17 protein-coding genes and 1 pseudogene are annotated in these 14504 nt (G+C 58.3%); 8 read left to right on the top strand and 10 right to left on the bottom strand.

The features are described from left to right. Positions 1-52: 52 nt before the first annotated feature. From ACJ8PN_RS02355 to ACJ8PN_RS02345, 3 genes are read right to left on the bottom strand one after another with little or no spacing between them, the layout of a single operon-like run. A complete protein-coding gene (locus ACJ8PN_RS02355; protein WP_351107099.1) occupies positions 53-1060 on the bottom strand; it encodes a FecCD family ABC transporter permease in 1008 nt (335 codons plus the stop codon). Then, on the bottom strand, positions 1057-2013 hold the full coding sequence (locus tag ACJ8PN_RS02350; protein ID WP_171453551.1) for an ABC transporter substrate-binding protein: 957 nt from the start codon (positions 2011-2013) through the stop codon (positions 1057-1059). The genes ACJ8PN_RS02355 and ACJ8PN_RS02350 overlap by 4 nt, the downstream gene beginning before the upstream one ends. 16 nt (positions 2014-2029) lie before the next feature. Beyond that, on the bottom strand, positions 2030-2746 hold the full coding sequence (locus tag ACJ8PN_RS02345; protein WP_044031702.1) for an ABC transporter ATP-binding protein: 717 nt from the start codon (positions 2744-2746) through the stop codon (positions 2030-2032). Between the two features lie 597 nt (positions 2747-3343). Between ACJ8PN_RS02345 and ACJ8PN_RS02340 the strand changes: the two genes are divergently transcribed. Further along, positions 3344-4195 (top strand): DMT family transporter, encoded by an 852-nt coding sequence (locus ACJ8PN_RS02340; protein WP_442534570.1) that lies wholly within the window; start codon positions 3344-3346, stop codon positions 4193-4195. 57 nt (positions 4196-4252) lie between these two features. Here ACJ8PN_RS02340 and ACJ8PN_RS02335 read toward each other — a convergent pair whose 3' ends face one another. Further along, entirely contained in the window at positions 4253-4843 is a 591-nt protein-coding gene (locus tag ACJ8PN_RS02335; RefSeq protein WP_033633836.1) for a Yip1 family protein, read from the bottom strand. Between the two features lie 205 nt (positions 4844-5048). Between ACJ8PN_RS02335 and ACJ8PN_RS02330 the strand changes: the two genes are divergently transcribed. From ACJ8PN_RS02330 to ACJ8PN_RS02300, 7 genes are all read left to right on the top strand, one after another. Beyond that, the gene (locus tag ACJ8PN_RS02330; protein ID WP_171453549.1) at positions 5049-5516 is read left to right on the top strand and encodes an acyltransferase; all 468 of its coding nucleotides are present in this window, start codon (positions 5049-5051) and stop codon (positions 5514-5516) included. Then, positions 5516-6058 (top strand): GNAT family N-acetyltransferase, encoded by a 543-nt coding sequence (locus ACJ8PN_RS02325; RefSeq protein ID WP_171453548.1) that lies wholly within the window; start codon positions 5516-5518, stop codon positions 6056-6058. Before ACJ8PN_RS02330 ends, ACJ8PN_RS02325 begins: the two co-directional genes overlap by 1 nt. A gap of 104 nt (positions 6059-6162) precedes the next feature. Then, entirely contained in the window at positions 6163-7014 is an 852-nt protein-coding gene (locus tag ACJ8PN_RS02320) for a DUF1460 domain-containing protein (RefSeq protein ID WP_442534569.1), read from the top strand. A 130-nt stretch (positions 7015-7144) separates the two neighbouring features. Continuing rightward, positions 7145-7957 carry a MetQ/NlpA family lipoprotein gene (locus ACJ8PN_RS02315; RefSeq protein ID WP_015377051.1) on the top strand — a complete coding sequence of 271 codons (813 nt, stop codon included), beginning with the start codon at positions 7145-7147 and terminating at the stop codon, positions 7955-7957. 152 nt (positions 7958-8109) lie between these two features. Further along, complete coding sequence (locus tag ACJ8PN_RS02310; RefSeq protein ID WP_442534568.1) at positions 8110-8559, top strand: type II toxin-antitoxin system PemK/MazF family toxin; 450 nt, start codon at positions 8110-8112, stop codon at positions 8557-8559. Between the two features lie 314 nt (positions 8560-8873). Next, on the top strand, positions 8874-9413 hold the full coding sequence (locus ACJ8PN_RS02305) for a GNAT family N-acetyltransferase (protein ID WP_351107088.1): 540 nt from the start codon (positions 8874-8876) through the stop codon (positions 9411-9413). A gap of 103 nt (positions 9414-9516) precedes the next feature. Next, positions 9517-9600 carry a membrane protein gene (locus tag ACJ8PN_RS02300; RefSeq protein ID WP_016928643.1) on the top strand — a complete coding sequence of 28 codons (84 nt, stop codon included), beginning with the start codon at positions 9517-9519 and terminating at the stop codon, positions 9598-9600. 42 nt (positions 9601-9642) lie between these two features. Here the strand turns inward: ACJ8PN_RS02300 and ACJ8PN_RS02295 are convergent, their stop codons facing one another. The 6 genes and pseudogenes from ACJ8PN_RS02295 to ACJ8PN_RS02270 all read right to left on the bottom strand — a co-directional run bounded on the left by ACJ8PN_RS02295 (position 9643) and on the right by ACJ8PN_RS02270 (position 14456). After that, entirely contained in the window at positions 9643-10563 is a 921-nt protein-coding gene (locus tag ACJ8PN_RS02295; protein WP_171453544.1) for a DUF808 domain-containing protein, read from the bottom strand. 102 nt (positions 10564-10665) lie between these two features. Beyond that, positions 10666-11595 (bottom strand): alpha/beta fold hydrolase, encoded by a 930-nt coding sequence (locus tag ACJ8PN_RS02290; protein ID WP_442534567.1) that lies wholly within the window; start codon positions 11593-11595, stop codon positions 10666-10668. Between the two features lie 135 nt (positions 11596-11730). Beyond that, positions 11731-11856, bottom strand: a pseudogene (locus tag ACJ8PN_RS02285) (recombinase family protein); the annotation flags it as partial. 127 nt (positions 11857-11983) lie between these two features. Further along, complete coding sequence (locus ACJ8PN_RS02280; protein ID WP_025301956.1) at positions 11984-12247, bottom strand: bacteriocin immunity protein; 264 nt, start codon at positions 12245-12247, stop codon at positions 11984-11986. After that, entirely contained in the window at positions 12247-14307 is a 2061-nt protein-coding gene (locus ACJ8PN_RS02275) for an S-type pyocin domain-containing protein (RefSeq protein ID WP_351107081.1), read from the bottom strand. The genes ACJ8PN_RS02280 and ACJ8PN_RS02275 overlap by 1 nt, the downstream gene beginning before the upstream one ends. Before the next feature lie 14 nt (positions 14308-14321). Then, positions 14322-14456: a hypothetical protein gene (locus ACJ8PN_RS02270; RefSeq protein WP_351107078.1), complete on the bottom strand. Its 135-nt coding sequence runs from the start codon at positions 14454-14456 to the stop codon at positions 14322-14324. Positions 14457-14504: the final 48 nt, after the last annotated feature.

Genomic DNA, 14504 nt, shown 5'->3' with positions numbered 1-14504 from the left:
TGGCCTGCCGCCGCGGGCCACCTCACCTTCCTCTTGGCCTTCAATGGCCCATTCAGCGTTCCGCACGCAGCAGCAAGGAGACGATGAACGCGCCCCCCAGCCCCGCCGTAATGATGCCGATGGGCAGCTCCTGATTGGGGATCAGGCTGCGGCTGAGCATATCGCCGCCGGTCAGCAGCATCGCCCCCAGCAGGCCGCACATCGGCACGGACAAGCGGTGGCGCACGCCCACCAGGCGCCGGGCCAGATAAGGCACCATCAGCCCGACAAAACCGATCACGCCCGTCAGCGAAACGAGAAACGCCGTAGACAATGCGCAGCACAGAAAGGTCTCGGTGCGCAGGCGCGCCACGTTGACCCCCATCGAATGGGCGGTGTGCTCGCCCGCCAGCAGCGCGTCCAGCGCCCGCCAACGCAGCGCCGTAAACCCGGCCAGCAGCACGAAACTCGCCAGCGGAATGAACAGATTATCCCAACGCGCCAGCCCCAGCCCGCCCAGCGACCAGAACAACACCGAACCGGCCGCCCGCTGATCGCCGGAAAACACCAGGTAGCTGGTGAGCGCGCTGAACAAAAACGAGACCGCCAGGCCGCAGACGATCAGCTGCTCGGCGCGCCTGACCCGGCTGACGCGAAACAGGATCATCACCGCCATCGCGGACAAAATGCCGCCGGCGAAAGCGGACAGCGGCAACGTCAGCGCGCCCAGCGCATCGCCGAAGCGCGTGATGACCAGCACCGCGCCGACGGAGGCGCCGGAGGAGAGCCCAAACAGAAAAGGATCGGCCAGCTCATTGCGGGTGGTGGTCTGCAGCAACGCGCCGGTCATCGCCAGCCCGGCGCCGGTCAACGCCGCCAACAGGGCTCTGGGCATTCGCAGTTGCACGACGATGGTATCCAGCATGCCGGAGAGGGGCGCCGAACCGAGCCCTAACGCCGCCAACGCCTGTCGCCATGACAGCGCGACACTGCCCAGCTGCAGGCTCCAGATCATTAGCCCACACAATACCGACAGCGCCAGCGGCGCGAGCAGCATAAATCGCCGGGTCGGCGAGTTCATTCAGCCTCCGGCGCGTACAGCGCCCGCGCCAGCTTTTCCACCGCGCCGATGTTGGCCGGCCCCGGCGTCAGCTCCGCATACTGCAGTTTCAGATAACGATGGTGCCGTACCGCGGGCGTCAATTTCATCAACGGGTGAGACTCGAGGAAGCGCCGCAGCGCATCGGCCCCCGAACCGGTCTGATAATCCAGCAGAATAATGAAGTCGGGCTCGGCCGCCGCCACCGCCTCCCAGGACGCCGTCGTCCAGCTCGCCGGCAAACCGTCCATCACGTTGCGGCCGCCCGCCGCTTCGATGATCGCCGTCGGCATGGCGTATCTGCCGCTGGTGAAAGGCTTCTCCTCCCCCGAGTCATAGACGAACACTTTAAGCGGCGTCTGACCCGCCGGCCTGACTGGCAGCGCAGCCAACCGGCGCCGCCAGCCTTCAACCAACGCGGCTGCCTCTTGCGGCTTGCCGAAAATCTTGCCGAGCTTTAGCTCATCGTCATACAGCAGGTTCATATCGGCCTTCTGCGGCCGCCCGCCGGCCTGCACGCAGCTCTCGCTCAACACCAGCGTTTTGATGCCGAACGGGGCGAGCTTCTCCGGCGTGACGTCGCCGCCGATCTTCATGCCGTAATTCCAGCCGGCGAAGAAGAAATCCGGCTGCGCCGCCAGCAACGTTTCCAAAGCGGGATATTTCGGCGCCAGTTCGGGAATGGCGCCCATCGCCGCCTTGAAGTCGGCCGTCAGTTTGTACCAGCCTGTGATGCCGGTCAGCCCGACAATGCGATCCTGCAGATGGAGCGCAAAGGCCATCTCGGCCATGTTGATGTCGTTGATGACGGCGCGTTGAGGCGCCTGGTTGAAGGTGATCGGCGAACCGCAGCTGTCTACGGTGACGGGAAATTTTTCGGCCGCCGCCGCCCCGCCGGCCAGCAGCAGGAGCAGGGGGAATACGCGTGTGTTCATATTTCTCTCTGGTTTATCAAGCGCAATGGGGAACGTCAAAAATACGCAGCGTTTTCCCGCTGACGGGGTGCGCCACCTTGAAACTGTTCATGCCGAACACCGGCAAAATAACCGGGGTCTGCAACACCGCCTCGGGCGTACCACAGGCTACCTGGCGGCTTTCGTTGAGCACCAGGATCCGATCGGCAAACGCCTCCGCCACGGGCAAATCGTGCAGCACCGCAATCACGGCGATATCTTTATTTTTCACTAACGACAGCAGCGCCGAGCGCCCGGGCGGATCGAGATGATTGGTCGGTTCATCCAGCAACAACAAGTCGGGAGACTGCGCCAACGCCCGGGCCAGTGCGGCGCGCTGGCGCTGGCCGCCCGAGAGCCGCCCTAACGGGTGGTGCCTGAGCGGCGCCAGCCCGGTTTCCCCGATGGCCTCGTCAACGATGCGCTTTCCCGTCGCAGAGCGTTCGCCATGCGGTAAACGGCCCAACGCCACGTAATCCTCAACCGACAGCCGCAAATCCGGCAGATCGTTTTGCGCCAGAAAGGCAATGCTTCTGGCGCGCTCCGCCGCCGGCCACGCGGACAAGGCGCGCCCTCGCCAGTAAATGCCGCCGCTGTCCGGCCGCGTTTCGCCGATCAGGGTGCGCAACAGGCTGGACTTGCCGCTGCCGTTGGGGCCGATCACCGCCAGCTTCTCACCGGCGCGGAGCGCGAAATGGATGTTGTCGAGTATCAATGCCCCGCCGTGTCCGGTCAGGCTAACTCCATCAACATGGAGGATGTCGTGAGCTGAATTCATCATGCATAAATTGTTATATTATAACATATCAGTGTTTTACCACGATTGCTCGCCTTCTGCAAAAGCGAATCACAAACTCTTATGCCGCACGCGTTGCGTGAAGCAAGGCAGAGGGCAAGCCGCGCCCTGCGTCAAAACGGCGTGGTTAAAGCAACATAGCACACCTTTTTATTAATGATAATGATTTCCATTATCATTAATGTCTCTGTGATTTCGGATTGCACGCCCCGCTGAACTTGGTTATGTTTGAAGCGACTGGTTTCATTCACGGTTTTCAGGAACTCACATGACCTACCTGGCGCACAGCACAGATCCGACAAACGCGACCGTTCCGGCCGTCGTTTTGCTGTGTGCTTCCTCCGCCCCACCCGCCATTTCTTCTGTCGTTTCTGCGGTTGCCGCTTACCCGCCACGCCTTGTGGTTGTGCGTTAAGCCAAACCGACTTTTTACCTCCGGCTTAGTGATCTGTTGCGTTCAGGCGTAGACCGCCGCGCGCGCCGGAGCCTGTAATTTTCACGACAGGTGAAATTGATATGCGATTACCTTCTCTCTGGGCCAATGCCGGCCTGGCTACGCTGTTCGTCCTGCTCTGGAGCAGCGGCGCGATCTTCTCCCGTTGGGGATTGGAGCACGCCTCCGCCTTCGCTTTTCTGTTCTTCCGCTGCGCCATCGCGCTGGCGGTGCTGTTGGCCATCGGCCTGTGGCGGCGCCAGTGCCTGCCCGCCCCCGGCACCCGCCGGCGCGTCGCGCTGATCGGCGTGTTGATGATCGGCAGCTATCAGATCTGCTATCTGCTGGCGTTGGAACAGGGCATTACGCCCGGCGTGCTGGCCACATTGCTCGGCGTACAGCCGATCCTCACCCAGTTCATCACCGAACGGCGCTGCACCGGGCTGCGCGCATTCGGGCTGGCGCTGGCGATGGCCGGGCTCACGCTGGTGGTGTACCAAAGCCTGATGGTGGCTCATTTCTCGCCGAGCGGCATGCTGTTCGCCTTTATCGCATTGGGGAGCATGACCGCCGGCACCCTGCTGCAAAAGGGCATGACGCAGCCGCCGCTGGCGGTCTTGCCGCTGCAGTATGCCATCGGGCTATTGATGTGTACGCTGGCGCTGCCGTTTGAGCCGCTGCGGGTCGACTGGCGGCCTGAGTTCGTGCTGCCGCTGCTGTGGATGGCGGTGGTGATCTCGGTGCTGGCGACGTTCTTGCTGTATCGCCTGATCCAGCGCGGCAACCTGGTGCAGGTCACCAGCCTGTTCTATCTGATCCCGGTGGTGACCGCCCTGCTGGATTATCTGCTGCTCGGCCACGCGCTGGCCGCGCTGAGCCTGTTGGGGATGGCGGGCATCGTGCTCGGCGTGATGCTGGTTTTCCGCCGCGCATAAAAGCAAAAGCCCCCGCGCCGTTCCACCGGCGCGGGGGCGACAACAACAGCCGTTAACTCAGAACAACCAGGAACCGTACCCCCACAGCAGCACCGTCACCCCAAGCAGCAGCTCGAGCAACAGAATGCCGATAGCGAAGGTCGAGCTGGAGAAGATGAACCCTTCCTTACTGTCGATATTCAGGAAGTGCGGGATCCCCAGATTCAGCAGATAGCCCGAATAGCACAGGCCGATAATGCCGACAAACAGACACAGCCAGACGACCGGATAAAGCGCCACCACCCCGCTGAGGAACATCGGGGTCGCCACATAGCCGGCGAACACCATGCAGCGGTGCAGGCTGGGGCGCGATTCATAACGCCGCGCCATCCAGTGAATGACTTTCCCCATGGCCGCTACGCCCGCCAGCATCAGCAGGTAGAACGCCACGGCGGTATAAAGCGCGGTAAACATGTCGAGCCTGATGGCATGTCCCTCGCCGGAGAGCCAGCCCAACTGGGTGGTGCCGATAAAGGCGCAGACCACCGGGATGGCTGCCAAGAGCAACACGTGATGGGTGTATAGGTGCGAGACGCTTTCATTCTCGCTTTTGATCTGTTCGAACTCGGCGCTGGGATGCGCCAGAAGTCCCCAAACATGACTGACCATGAGACACCTCCAATCTCGCCGTAGGCCGCGATCGGCGAACGAATTTCACACCTCTGACGGACTGCTACCCGTGCGAGGATTGCGGCCACGGGGCTCTCTCCCCTGTACTAATTATAGTCTTTCGGCGAAAAAACGTGCGGAAAGCGCAACGCCGCGGCGCTTTGTCTTATACTCCCACCATGAAAACCAGGCTGTGAGGAAGGTCATGTCATCCGTTATCACCACCCGCCAGGCGGGGATCGTCGACGTCGAAGCCGGGCGCAACGTTACCGTGATCGAACCCTGCAATCTGTACGGTTGCCGGCTCGGCGACGATGTCTTCATCGGCCCGTTCGTCGAGATCCAGCGCCACGTCAGCATCGGCGCGCGCAGTAAAATTCAGTCGCACAGCTTTATCTGCGAATACGTCACCCTCGGCGAAGCGTGCTTTGTCGGCCATGGCGTCACCTTCGCCAACGATCTGTTCAAAGAGGGCGCGCCCAATGCCGATCCGGCCAGTTGGGGGCGCACCTGCATCGGCGATCGGGTGTCCATCGGCTCCGGCGCCACGATCCTGGCGGTGGAGATCTGCAGCGACGCGGTGATCGGGGCCGGGGCGGTCGTGACCCGCGACATCACCCGCAAGGGGATCTACGCCGGCAACCCGGCGCGTCTGCTGCGGGAGCTGCCGTAATGACCCCGGCCATCCGCATCGCGGCCATTGAGACGTTGCCCGACGATTATCTGGCCCGCGGCGATTTCAGCTTCACTATCGCCTGTTACGCCCTGCCGCAGTTCGACAGCCCGGTGGACAGCTGGCCAACCCGCCCGGTGGCGCCGTTTCGCAAGCAGTATCCGCTGGCGCCGTTCGCCAACGAAGACAGCGTGACCTTCCTGGCGTATCGCCAGAACGACGCCGTTGGCCACATCACGCTGAGCAAAAACTGGAACGGCTACACCCTGATCGACGAGATCGCGGTCAGCGCTCATGCACGCCGCCAGGGCATCGCCGGGGCGCTGCTGGACTGCGCCAAACAGTGGGCGCGGCAGCAGGAAACCTCAGGTATGATGCTCGAAACGCAGAACAACAATCTGGCGGCCTGCCGCTGCTACCAGCATTACGGGTTTATTCTCGGCGGCATCGATCGTTTGCTGTACCGCGCCGAGCCGGAGATCGCCGATCACGAGATCGCGCTGTTCTGGTATTTGCCGTTCAATAACGAAATCGGTTACTGATTTATCGGGCCTCATTGAGGCTATGTTTACTTTTTAACCCCTACCATCGGATGAGAACTGTTATCACTTACTCTGATAAGCCAGCGACACCCAGGGAGGGCCGTATGAACCAGAACAAGGCTATATTACTGATGTTAGCTATCGCCATGAGCGGATGCGCCGATCGCCCCACCGCCGTCACCCCCGCAACGCCGTCGACTGACGCCGCCGTTTCGCCGCAGAACCTACAACCGCAGATGGACGCCAGCACCCGCAACAAGCTGCGTGAGATCCTCGCGCTGCGCGCCGGTTGGCCCGCCGCTCAGCCGCATGGCCGCACCGTCGATTTGATTTCGCGCGAATTCCTCGGCACGCCCTACCTCGCCAACCGCCTGATCGGCTCGCAGAGCACGCCCGAGCAACTGGTGATCGACTTCCGCGGGCTGGATTGCTTCACCTACATCGATTATGTGGAAGCGCTCAGCGCCGCCCGCAGCGAGACCGAGTTCGTTCAGCGTCTGGTAGACATTCGCTACGTCGACGGCAAAATCGCCTTCCCGCAGCGCAAACACTTCTTCACCGACTGGGCGCAGCGGCCGCACCAGGTGGCCGAAGACATCACCGCGCAGCTCAGCCCGCACGCCGTCACCCTCGTGAAAACCCTCAACCGCAAAGCGGACGGCGGCAGCTACCTGCCCGGCTTGCCCGACGTACAGCGCAGCGTGACCTATATCCCCAGCGACAGCGTCGACGACAAGGTGCTGGCCCAACTGCGCACCGGCGATTACATCGGCATTTACACCAACCTCGCCGGGCTGGACGTGACCCACACCGGCATCTTCGTGATGACCGATAACGGCCCGGTGCTGCGCAACGCCTCGTCGCGCAAAGCCAACATGCGGGTGGTCGATTCGCCCTTTATGGATTACGTGATGGCTACGCCGGGCATCGTGGTGCTGCGTTCGCTCAGCCGATAACTCCCCGCCGTATAACGGCTATAAGCTATAGCCGTTTATGCTGAACGAGTGTTTGACTTCATCGGCGGTTCAGGCTTAGCTGTAAGAACAAAAACCAACTGATTTTATTGTTCTTTTCAGGGAGACTTCGATGACCTTACGCTGGCGTATCACCCCTCTGGCGGCGGCCTTCGCCGCCGTATTGGCGCTGCAGGGCTGCGATCAAAAAACCGACCAAAACCATATCAAAGTCGGCGTCATCAACGGCGCGGAACAGGACGTGGCGGAAGTCGCCAGGCAGGTGGCGAAAGAGAAATATGGGCTGGACGTCGAGCTGGTCGGCTTCAGCGGCTCGCTGCTGCCGAACGACGCCACCGACAAGGGCGAACTGGACGCCAACGTGTTCCAACACCGCCCATTCCTCGAACAGCAAAACAAAGATCACGGCTATAAGCTGGTGGCGGTCGGCAATACCTTCGTCTTCCCGATGGCCGGCTACTCCAAAAAGATAAAATCGCTGAAAGAGCTGCCGGACGGCGCGGTGATCGCCATCCCGCTCGATCCGACCAACCTGGGGCGCGCCCTGCTGCTGCTGGAAAAAACCGGGCTGATTAGCCTGAAGCCTGGTAAGGGGCTGCTGCCTACCGCCCTGGACATCAGCGCCAACCCGCATCGTTATCAGATCATGGAGCTGGAAGGCGCGCAGCTGCCGCACGTGCTGGACGATCCGAAAGTCACCGTCGCCGTCATCAGCACCACCTACATCAACCAGACCGGCCTGTCGCCGACCAAAGACGGCATCTTCATCGAGGATAAAGACTCACCGTACACCAACATCATCGTCACGCGCGAAGACAACAAGGACGCGCCGAACGTGCAGAACTTCATCAAGGCCTATGAGTCGGACGAAGTGGCCAAGGCCGCCGAGAAAATCTTCAACGGCGGCGCGGTGAAAGGCTGGTAAATTCGGCCACCATCAAGGCGGATTCTGCGTACGAATCCGCAATATTTCACTTTCATTCCCCGTTTCCTTACGCCACACCTTTCTCTAAAAGCAAAACGCCCGCATGCTCATTCCTCCATAACACGGATTGTTCACAACAAAGGAGTGTCTCGATGCCGATCAAATTTGCCCCCAAGGTCGGGGAAATTCTTGAGTGCAACTATGGCAACTCTCCCCTATCAGTCTGCCAACCGCATGAAGCCGGCTTTTATGATGGCCACATTCCACCAGAAATGGTGAAGAACCGTTTAGTTGTTGTGTTAAATGGCAAAATTAACGGCAACGCCTGCATTATCGTACCGCTGTCGACCGCCAGAGATTCGAACAAGATCGAACGGGGATTGCACATCGAAATTACGCGTGAACTCATCGAAGATATGAGATTCTTTCATCCGCAAACCCGCTGGGCAAAGGGCGATCTGGTGCAGCAAGTCAGCCGCCAACGGCTGAACAGAGCCCGTAAAGAGAGAGGCTTTCTTACCCAGTGTCTGTCGCGCGAGCTTGTTGCTGACATACAACGCGCCGTCATTAAGTCGATCAATGCCAAAAATATGCTGTTCTGACCAGTAAGCTGTTGTTGACAAAACAGACAAATCAGGTGAAATTATCGCCGTAGCCGATAAAGGCCCTTATGCTATACCCTCCCTTTCAGGGACCTGCGAAGCCCAGCCATCCAGCTGGGCTTTTGCCTATCAAGCGCCACCGATTTCTTATCTTTCCGCTCTTGCCCCCTCAGCCTTTCTACCCTGACCGATGCGCGGCGAACGTTCCCATAGGGTTTTCTTATCTCACCATAAGAAAACCCGATTTACCCCGGCGGCGAACGGCGCGCATAATGGCGTTTACCCGCTGATTTTCAAGGTAAACAGCCATCACCATGACGCTCTCCGCTCCCGTACTCAGCCTCCTCGATGCCACGCCGGACGATATGGCCGCCGTGCAGCGTATTTACACCCACCACGTGCTGCACGGAGCCGCCTCGTTTGAAGAACAACCGCCGACGCGGGCGGAAATGCAGCTGCGGCTGGCCAAGGTGCAAGCAGCCGGGCTGCCCTGGCTGGTGGCGAAAAGTGAAGGCCGTATTATGGGCTACTGCTATGCCACGCCGTATCGCCCCCGGCCGGCCTATCGCTTTACCGTGGAAGACTCGGTGTATATCGCCGAAGGGCAGCAGGGCAAAGGCGTCGGCAAGGCGCTGCTGAGCGCGCTGATCGCCCGCTGCGAGCAAGGTCCCTGGCGCCAGATGCTGGCGATCGTCGGTGATTCCGCCGCCAACCGCGGCTCGCTGGCGCTGCACCAGTCGCTCGGCTTTACCAGCGTCGGGACGTTAAAGGCCGTGGGATTCAAGCTGGGGGAATGGCGCGACACCCACATCATGCAGCGCGCGCTGGGCGCGGGCGACAATCAGCATCCTTGAAGGCATGGCGACGCACGATAGGGAGTTAGCGTCTATAGTGAAGAGTGATTTCATTGAGTTAGCGCCAATCGCGCGCCACCTTTAACCGGTAAGGGAGAATCAAATGAAAATTATTCTGTGGATAGTCGCCATCATCTTTATCGTGGGTTTGTTGACGATTACCGGCGTTCTCAAACTGATCTTTTAATGCGCTTAATACGTCCCGCCCCTTCCGGGGCGAGACTTTTCATCATGCCTTGAAACGCGCGCGTACCGCCCCCAGCGCCGATACCACCGCCAGCACCACGCCGCCGGCCACCAGCCCGAACGCCACGTTCAACAGCGCCGGGATCACCCCCTGCAAAAGATGGCCAAACGTCGGCACCACGGTGGTGTACGAGGCCCAGTCTTCGAACAGGTGATGCACCGGCGGCAAACCGTGGGTCAGAATACCGCCGCCGACCATAAACATGGCGACAGTGCCGACGATCGACAGCGTTTTCATCAGATAAGGCGCGGCACGCACGATGCCGCTGCCGATGGCGCGCGCCAACGCGCTGCCTTTGCGGCTCAGATACAGCCCCAGATCGTCCAGCCTGACGATGCCGGCGACAATGCCGTACACGCCGAGCGTCATCACGACGGCGATGCCGCACAAGACGATCACCTGCTGGCTGAAGGTGGCGCCGGCGACGGTGCCCAGCGTGATGGCGATGATCTCGGCGGACAGCACAAAGTCGGTGCGTATCGCCCCTTTCACCTTGCGCTTCTCATAGGCTGCGGCATCCTCATTGGCGCCGGGCCCGTCCGATTTCTCCTCCTGCGCCGGCTTGCCGTGGCTCAGGCTGTGGAACACCTTTTCGAACCCTTCGTAGCACAGGTAGGCGCCGCCCACCATCAGCAGCGGCGTAATCGCCCAGGGCGCGAAGGCGCTGATCAAGAGCGCCAATGGCACCAGGATCGCCTTGTTGATCAGCGAGCCTTTGGCGACGCTCCACACCACCGGCAGCTCGCGGTCGGCTTTAACGCCGGTGACCTGCTGCGCGTTGAGCGCCAAATCGTCCCCCAGCACCCCGGCGGTTTTTTTCGCCGCCATCTTGCTCATTAAAGAGACATCGTCCAGCAATGAGGCGATGTCGTCGATAAGGGTAAGTAAACTACTTCCTGCCAAAATGATTCATCCTTTTCATATTCACGGGCCATTCTATGTTTAGCATAGCGGTAAAGCGTCATAAAAGGATATGGGAGGATCTCGGAAAATGCCGGGCGGGCGTTAAGCCCCCTCGCCCGCCAGCCCCTCATCGGATCCGATAGCGGCCACACGCGAGATATGTTGAAGGACAAGGCGATGGGCATCAAAGACGCACGATAAATGCGTGCTGCCTTCAAGCAAACCAAAGGCGGTTTGGGCGTTGCCATGCTGTTCGACGAAGCGCTGCATGGATTGCGCATTGAACAACTCGTCCTGCGCTGCCGCCAGCAGCAAGGTCGGCAATCGCAGCGCCGCCAGTTGCTTGGCCGGGGCGCGCGGCGTCAACGCGTTAGCCATATTGACGCTGTATTGGCAGATAAAATCGGGGGCGGCGGCCAGCACAGCCGGGGGAAAATTCAGGCTGACCGCCCGAACTTGCCCCAACCAGCGCCCGCCGCTGAGCGCATTGGCGACAAACGGCCATTGGCGCACCTGGGCAAAACGGGCCGTCGCCGCCAGATCGCGGGCCATCCCGGAAAATGGCCCCAGCTCGGGTGCCAGCATGACCAGGCTGTCCGCCTGCTGTTCACAAGGATAGCGGGTCAGGTAGTTGAGCAACATCCCGGCGCCGCTCGAATGGCCCAGCAGGTGCCTGCGCGCTAACGGTAAACGGCGGCGCATTTCCGCCAGGATGACATCGACATCGCGCCAAATACGCTCAGGCCGCTCAACCGTCCCCCGCTCTCCCGCGGAATCGCCGTGCCCGCGGATGTCCACCAGGCACACCGCGAGCGTTGGCACGGCGGCCAGCTGGCGCGCAAGAACGTCATACCCGGCGGCGCTGTTAACCCCGCCGCCGTGATACACCACGATCGCGTCTTCGCTCTCGGCAGTTTGCCGATACAGGCGGTAGCTCAATCCCTCAACGCAACCGGACAACATGCTCACCTGCGCCCCCGGCCACTCGCCGTAAGACTTCACTTGCTCAACATAGCGGTCAAAATCAATCAAAGCGCACCTTTCCATGATGTTGTCGGTATTGCCCACGGCAGAATTCCTTACCTGTAACAACCCGAGTTTGAAATCCCGCCGATCTATTGCCTTGAGGGTAATGCCTTTCTGATTCAAGGTATGAACGATATCCTACAGATCCTTGATACTGCGAGCCAACCGATTGGCACGAGTGACCATCAATGTGTCGCCTGGCTGCAGAAAATCCAGTAACAGTTGCAATTCAGCCCGATCATCCCGGCTGCTGCCACTGGCTTTTTCTTTCTGCGCGAATGAAACCGTAAAACCAAGATGAGACAAAAACAGTCTCACCAGACTGCGCGTTTTGGGTGCCCAAAAAAAGAAGCCCGGCGTTAAGCCGGGCTGAAAAAGTGAGAGGTTTTGGCGTTCAGGCTTTCCTGAAACCTGGCTTGCCGTTTTTGGCGCGCCATTCTTTTATTCTCTTAGCTATTGCTTCAGGGGTTGCTTCAGCATCCGATGGTGCGTAATAGATTAGATCCGTTCCTTCTGGATGCTCTGTAATCTTCTCGAAGTGTTCCAGAAGAATATCTAGACGATCATCTGTTTCAGCAACATTCTCTTTGAAGATTTCTTTCAATAATGAAATAAATTCAGCTTCGCTGTATTCAGTAATATCATTCTTAAGGTCCATCATTTACCTCCTTTATGAATATCAACATGCCGTTTCGGTGTCATAACTCGCAAATTGTCTATATTGTAAACATCACCACCTTTGGATATCTCATTTACATGATGAATTTCAAAAGAGGTTCGCTTACCGGCGGCATCCAATTTACGTGCTTTCGGTGCCTTACCTACAGCCATACGGCTACGATTAGGAACAATGAATTGCTTGCTTAATGCAGAATCTTTACTCACTTCCTGCCAGAATGCCTTTCGGAACGAATCAAAGTTCGCAAATTCACGACCACGCAATGTATCCGCAATCTGACGGGGGACTGGCGCGCCAAGTTCCTGCCCCGCTTTGTTCAACCAGCCCTCACCCACTTGCTCTCCCTTACCACTCACTTTACCCGGCATGTCACGCGGACTGCTCAGCATGACATAGATTGCTTCTACACCCGTCCCGGTCGCGTCCGGCTGCCAGTAGATAAAATCCTGCAGCGGCATGTCGTCTGCCGGGAAAGTCGTCGTGACGATACTGTCGGCCTGCTTTATCTCCGTACCGGTATGCACCGGCGTTACCGGCGCTGCAGGCGCAGGATTGCCGGTATGCCACGGACTCGACGGGGCGGTGCCCGGGTTTATCAAAATGATTCGCCCCGGCGCACCGGCGACCGCCGGCAAGGTTATCCGGTCCAGGCCGGTTTTTTCATCGCGAACCGGCCGATACACCGGCACGGTAGCGGAGATGCCGCCTGTTCCGGTTTTGACCAGTATTACCTCTTGCTGACGGCTATTCCCCCGGCGAATAAACCCGCGCACTGGCAAATCGACCGTGGTCATTTCCGGCTGGATCTGTGTTTTCCCTGCGGCAACCAGGCTGGCCGGAACGGTAAACATCTGTGTCAAATCACGGCCCAGCAATTTATCAATATCGCTCTGACTTTCACCGGCTTTCCCCGGCCAGAATCCGACAACGAAGGCGCCGACTGCCGGAGCTACCGCACTGAGCGTGGCAACCCGGGAAACTTCAACGGCGCCGCGCCACACGGCACTGGATACCCAGCCGGCCAGCTCACTGGCGGTGGTCATCACACTGTTGCCCCATGTCGATAATTGTACCATACCGCCCGCGCGGTTGAGCACCATGACCCCGGCCGTGGCCAACGCGGCATTGGCCGCTTTTATCATGTCGGGTGTATAGACCGGGGCGTCCAGTACGCCGGCTTTGGCGAACAATGCTTCCCGTGCTGCTTCAGCCTTGCGGGCTTCTTCAGCCTTACGGGCCTCTTCAACTTTGCGAGCTTCATCAGCGCGACGGGCTTCCTCAGCTTTGCGCGTTTCCTCAGCCTTACGAGCCTCATCAGCTTTGCGGACATCCTCTTCCTTCTCGCGCTGTTCACTTTCTAAATGTTCAATATTTTGTTTAGCTGCGTCAATTTCTAATTGTATTCTCTTCTCTTCTTCCAGTTTGTTACCCATCTCTTTTCTGGTCAATGATTGCTGTTCTCTAACCCAGGGTGTAGGTTTCTCTCTAGAGAAGAACCAGCTTTCATTATTCAGCTTTAAATATTCCTGATGTACTCTTCTTTTATTAGCTTCGTTTCGAAGAATGGTAAGACGTTCTTTGCTTACCTTTAACTTACTAATAATTGCTTTTAGGTTTGCTTTCTCGAATTCACTAAGTTGACTGCTTTCAGCTTTCTTGCTTAATGCATCAATATCCTTTTGAATTCCTTTAATTTGGTTGTCAATTTCATTGACTTTATTAGCGTAAAACTGAATGGCTTTGTCCGAATCCTCACGATAACTCTCTTTCGCTTCATTGCTGAATGGCCTGATATCATCATCTTCAGGATCAAAAGCACTTATCGGTTTATTAATATCGGAAATTTTTTTATCCCAGATGTGGGTAATACTACTTAATTCCTTCTGTCTATCAGGTAAACCCTCGCCAACCCATGCTTCTACAACCATATTGCTATCTGATAAGTCAAACCCTCGTTGCCACCCATGTCCATTCCAGTTGTATCCCATTGAAGTCATTACATCGCGTTCATACTGCGTTGTATCTTCATATCGTGTCATAATCCGATCCCTCTTCAAATAGAACGATGTAATCGACGCGCTGCCGAGCTGCGAATAACGCAGACATTACTGAACCGGGAAGCAGCTTCTGCATTTACACCGCCTTGACGTTTCTTTCCTTTACCATCACCGTAATTAAATCCATTCATAATTGAGTTCCTTTTCGTCATCGTATTGTAAGCGCGGTACTCGCCTGT

Origin of the sequence: Serratia sp. CY76391 (assembly GCF_052166695.1) — a bacterium.
GTDB lineage: Bacteria > Pseudomonadota > Gammaproteobacteria > Enterobacterales > Enterobacteriaceae > Serratia > Serratia nematodiphila.
This window is presented reverse-complemented; position numbering and strand designations above follow the sequence as displayed.

What these genes read in the sequence shown, in the direction of transcription:
- ACJ8PN_RS02355 (WP_351107099.1), bottom strand. Translation starts at nt 1,060, where the DNA reads ATGAACTCGCCGACCCGGCGATTTATGCTGCTCGCGCCGCTGGCGCTG.
- ACJ8PN_RS02350 (WP_171453551.1), bottom strand. Translation starts at nt 2,013, where the DNA reads ATGAACACACGCGTATTCCCCCTGCTCCTGCTGCTGGCCGGCGGGGCG.
- ACJ8PN_RS02340 (WP_442534570.1), top strand. Translation starts at nt 3,344, where the DNA reads ATGCGATTACCTTCTCTCTGGGCCAATGCCGGCCTGGCTACGCTGTTC.
- ACJ8PN_RS02335 (WP_033633836.1), bottom strand. Translation starts at nt 4,843, where the DNA reads ATGGTCAGTCATGTTTGGGGACTTCTGGCGCATCCCAGCGCCGAGTTC.
- ACJ8PN_RS02330 (WP_171453549.1), top strand. Translation starts at nt 5,049, where the DNA reads ATGTCATCCGTTATCACCACCCGCCAGGCGGGGATCGTCGACGTCGAA.
- ACJ8PN_RS02325 (WP_171453548.1), top strand. Translation starts at nt 5,516, where the DNA reads ATGACCCCGGCCATCCGCATCGCGGCCATTGAGACGTTGCCCGACGAT.
- ACJ8PN_RS02320 (WP_442534569.1), top strand. Translation starts at nt 6,163, where the DNA reads ATGAACCAGAACAAGGCTATATTACTGATGTTAGCTATCGCCATGAGC.
- ACJ8PN_RS02315 (WP_015377051.1), top strand. Translation starts at nt 7,145, where the DNA reads ATGACCTTACGCTGGCGTATCACCCCTCTGGCGGCGGCCTTCGCCGCC.
- ACJ8PN_RS02310 (WP_442534568.1), top strand. Translation starts at nt 8,110, where the DNA reads ATGCCGATCAAATTTGCCCCCAAGGTCGGGGAAATTCTTGAGTGCAAC.
- ACJ8PN_RS02305 (WP_351107088.1), top strand. Translation starts at nt 8,874, where the DNA reads ATGACGCTCTCCGCTCCCGTACTCAGCCTCCTCGATGCCACGCCGGAC.
- ACJ8PN_RS02300 (WP_016928643.1), top strand. Translation starts at nt 9,517, where the DNA reads ATGAAAATTATTCTGTGGATAGTCGCCATCATCTTTATCGTGGGTTTG.
- ACJ8PN_RS02280 (WP_025301956.1), bottom strand. Translation starts at nt 12,247, where the DNA reads ATGGACCTTAAGAATGATATTACTGAATACAGCGAAGCTGAATTTATT.
- ACJ8PN_RS02275 (WP_351107081.1), bottom strand. Translation starts at nt 14,307, where the DNA reads ATGACACGATATGAAGATACAACGCAGTATGAACGCGATGTAATGACT.
- ACJ8PN_RS02270 (WP_351107078.1), bottom strand. Translation starts at nt 14,456, where the DNA reads ATGAATGGATTTAATTACGGTGATGGTAAAGGAAAGAAACGTCAAGGC.